Source organism: Streptomyces chiangmaiensis, from assembly GCF_036281785.1.
In the GTDB taxonomy this organism is placed as follows: domain Bacteria; phylum Actinomycetota; class Actinomycetes; order Streptomycetales; family Streptomycetaceae; genus Streptomyces; species Streptomyces chiangmaiensis.
The window spans coordinates 1-3,800 of the sequence record NZ_JAYWVC010000403.1 but is presented as its reverse complement, the minus strand read 5'-3'; the positions used below and the strand labels follow the sequence as shown (position 1 = coordinate 3,800).

3 protein-coding genes are annotated in these 3,800 nt (G+C 66.2%); 2 read left to right on the top strand and 1 reads right to left on the bottom strand.

Going from position 1 to position 3,800, the window contains the following annotated elements; all coding sequences use genetic code 11:
* On the bottom strand, positions 1-667 hold a 667-nt coding region (locus tag VXC91_RS43325; RefSeq protein ID WP_329512849.1), incomplete at its 3' end, for a ParB/Srx family N-terminal domain-containing protein.
* An 869-nt stretch (positions 668-1,536) separates the two neighbouring features.
* Here VXC91_RS43325 and VXC91_RS43320 point away from each other — a divergent pair.
* Positions 1,537-2,670, top strand: coding sequence for a Dyp-type peroxidase (locus tag VXC91_RS43320; protein ID WP_329512848.1), 1,134 nt, complete (start codon positions 1,537-1,539; stop codon positions 2,668-2,670).
* 85 nt (positions 2,671-2,755) lie between these two features.
* A partial coding sequence (locus VXC91_RS43315) for a YVTN family beta-propeller repeat protein (RefSeq protein ID WP_329512847.1) occupies positions 2,756-3,800 on the top strand: 1,045 nt, incomplete at its 3' end.

Here is a 3,800-nt window from a genome sequence, read left to right as displayed (position 1 = left end):
CACTGGTCGGAAGCTTGTTCACCGTGACCGGATTGCCCTCGGGGTCACGCAGGTACACCCACTTGTGCGCCTGCATCTGGTCCCAGAAGTCCTGGCGGGTGAGGTTGCTCAGGTTGGCCAGTACCCGCAGCCGGACGTGGAGGTCGGCTCCGCCGTCAGGAGTCTCGTAGAAGGACGTGAGCGTGTGATGCCCATCGGTGAGGAACGGCTCACCACTTGGGCCGATGACGACGGTCTTCATCGCGGCGATGCTGTCCGCTGTCTCTCCACCGACCGGGAGTTCGCAGGTGAAGGAGGCCGGGTCGTCCAGGCGAGCGCCGGGTGACACGGTCGCCGCCGCTGTACGGCCGTCGGCCTCGCACCAGTCGTCGAACTTCTTGTTGATCGCGTCCTTGCCCAGGGTGTAGCGGCCGAGCTTGTAGTACACCTCGTCATAACCCAGCGACGGCTGGGTCGGGTGCACGTCGCCGATGCGGACATCGAGCAGCTCACCGGGCTCGGCGCACAGGTACTGCGCGAACGGCGTGCTGCGGTTGTCGTGGTCACAGAACGACGGCCGGGTACCGGGCGCACCGGGGGCGGCGAGCGCGGTTGACGCCGAGGTGACGACGATGGCCAGCGCCGCTCCGACCGCCGAGGCCTGGGCGGATGGGAATCTGGGTCGCATAACACTCCTCGCGGGCAATGCGGATTTTTACTCGGGAGGGTGCCAGCGATCAAGAAACACATGACATCGCGCCCATGACGTCCGGGAGAACCCGTGTGAACGATCCCGACTCTGCGCTCAATTCCCGGTGCCCACCTCGCCGGACGGCCACGGAGGCCGGACCCAGGGACTGGTACTGCGTGGCGGCACCCTCGGCGGTGGCCCGGCGCCCGGCTGACTGGCCGAGGACGTCGTCGCCACGGTGCCTGGCGACCCGGTATCCCAGCTCCGGCGTAGTCGTAGTAGAGGGCGAAGTCGCTCTTGCCGCCGCCGTTGAGGTCGCCGGCGGTCATGTATTGGGTGTTGGGTCTCCAATAGGTCTGCGGCTACACGGCGCCGGGGGAGGAGACGGTGCCCCAATTCATGGTGAGGATGGCGCCGTCCCAGTTGTTGTTGCCGTGTAGCCGCCCGGTCGGGCAACGCCGCCGGTGTCCGCAAGACGTCCGCTCGCATCCTGCGACGCCTCACTCGCACGGCCGCCTCCCAGGTGGCGCGGGGGCATGCCGCGATTATGTTTCGTTAAGCGGAGGACATCCCATCGGCCCCGCAGGCCAGGCGCTGATCGGCAGAAACCCTCAGTAGCTGCCTTGCTGCCGGCCGGGCCGACTCCGCTGTTCCGATGACGGCCGAGGTGTGGCCTGTCGTCTGTCCCTATCCGTGAGGAAACCATGACTGAGGACATATCCCCTACGGGGGACGGTGGGTGGAGCGGCGGAGGGTGCCCGGCGAGTCCCTTTGTTCGACGGGCATTTCTGCACGGCGCTGCCGCTGGTGTTGCCGGAGCGACCGCGGGGACCGTCCTGGGTGGCCATGCCGCACGTGGCCGGACGATGCCCGATGGCCTGGCACGCGCGAGTGCGGTTCCCTTCCAGGGATACCACCAGGCAGGCATTGCCACCCCACCGCAGCAGGACGCAATCTTCCTCTCCTTCGACATGACAGCCTCCGACCGCGCAGAGCTCACAGAACTGTTCCGCACGCTGACCCAGCGGGCTCGCTTCCTCACCGCGGGCGGTAGGCCTCCGAAGCCCTCCCCGGGCTCAGCACCGACGGACAACGGAATCGTGGGTCCGACGGTCGCGCCGGACAATCTCACCTTCACCGTCTCGCTGGGCGCGACCCTCTTCGACGGCCGCTATGGACTCGCTCCGCGCAAGCCCGTCCAGCTCATCACCATGGAGCCCTTCCTCCATGACGACCTGGACCCCAAGATCTGCCACGGCGATCTGCTGATCCAGATATGTGCCGATCATCGCGACACGACCGTGCACGCACTGGTCGACATTCTGACCAACACGAAAGGCGCGATGAAGCTGCGCTGGCGTATCGACGGCCAGCGCAATCCACCGCGTCCCGTGGGCGTCCGCCGGGACTGGTTCGGCTTCAAGGACGGCATCGCCAATCCCGATACCACGGACACCACCCAGATGGACCAGGTGGTCTGGACACAGCCGCACACGGCAGAACCGGCCTGGGCCGCCGGCGGCACCTACCACGTCCTGCGTATCGTCCACTTCTTCATCGAAGCGTGGCAGAAGGTGTCCGTCGAACAACAGGAGCAGATCTTCGGTCGGCGCAAAGCAAGTGGCGCACCCCTGTACGCCGTCTCCGAAGACGCCTCGGATCTGCTGGATCCCATCTACACCAACGATCCACAGGGGCTGATCACCCCGTTGAACTCCCATATCCGTCTGGCGAATCCCCAGACTCCGGAAACCGCGTCGACCAGCGCCATCCTGCGGCGCAGCTACGACTACGACCGGAGCCCCAATGTGGAAGAACTCGACATGGGGCATGCGTTCGTCTGCTTCCAGCGTGAACTCAACACCTACATCGCCATGCAGACCCGGCTGGAAGCCGAAACCCTCGTGCCCTACATCAGTCCGCGGGGCGGGGGTTACTTCTTCGCCCTTCCAGGTGTGCGTGATGAGCGTGACTACTTCGCGCGTGAGTTGCTGGCCTGACATCCGCCCACGGGCCAGAGCCAGCCCTCGGACAGGTCAATCGGCCACTGACGAACCACTACGACTCACGCGCACAGGAGGCGATATGTTCTCTGCCCTGCGAATCCGATACGACGTTGTCTCCAGAGGCGTCTCCACAAGGCTCCGGCCCGCACTCGCGGTCGGCATGGGGATCCTGTTGACCTCCGGCATACCCGCTGCCTTCGGCGGTTCGGTCTCCGAGCCAGGGCCGTCGGCAACAGCAGCCCCGGGTGTCGGCCGTCGCGTGTACGTCACCAATCAGCTCGACAACACGTTGTCGGTCATCGACGCTCGCAGCAACAAGGTCATCGTCACCGTGCAGGCAGGGGTGGCGCCCGCAGGCGTCGCAGTGAGCCCTGACGGCAAGCGCGTGTACATCGCCAACAGCGGCGCGACGCGGGTCTCGGTGCTGGATTCCCAAACCAACAAGATCGTTGCGACCGTGCCGGTGGGAACCAACCCCACCGGGGTGAGCTTGAGCCCAGACGGCAGGTTCCTGTATGTCGCCAACGGCGGGTCGAACAATGTCTCGGTGCTCGACACCAGGACCAACCGGGTCACGGCGACCATCCCGGTCGGTATCTCTCCGGTGAGCGTGGTCTTCAGCCGCGACGGCGGCACGGTCTATGCGGCGAACCTGGGCTCGGGGACCCTGTCGGTGATCGACGCCCGTGCGCACCGCGTTGTCCGGGACCTCCCCGCAGGTCGCACGCCGGCAGGCATCGCCCTCACACCCGACGGCAAGTCGGCCTACGTTGCCGACGAGACGGCCGCCAAGGTCCTGGCCGTCAACACCAGCACCGGGCAGACGAATACGGTGCCGGTGGGCGAGGGTCCCTTCGACGTGGCGGTCGCCCCCGACGGTCGGTCCGCGTTCGTGGCCGAGCTCGGCCCGGGCAACGTTTCCGTGATCGACACCGGCAGCCACAAAGTCTCGTCGACGATTCCCGTGGGCACGTATGGCAGCGATCCGTTCAACATCGAGGCCACCACCCAAGCTGTCTACGTCACGCAACAGGGAGCGGGCGTCCTTACGGTCATCGACCCGAAAACCCTGAAGGTCGTCGCCACCGTCCCCGTCGGCAACAGCCCCTACGGCGTGGCGGTGA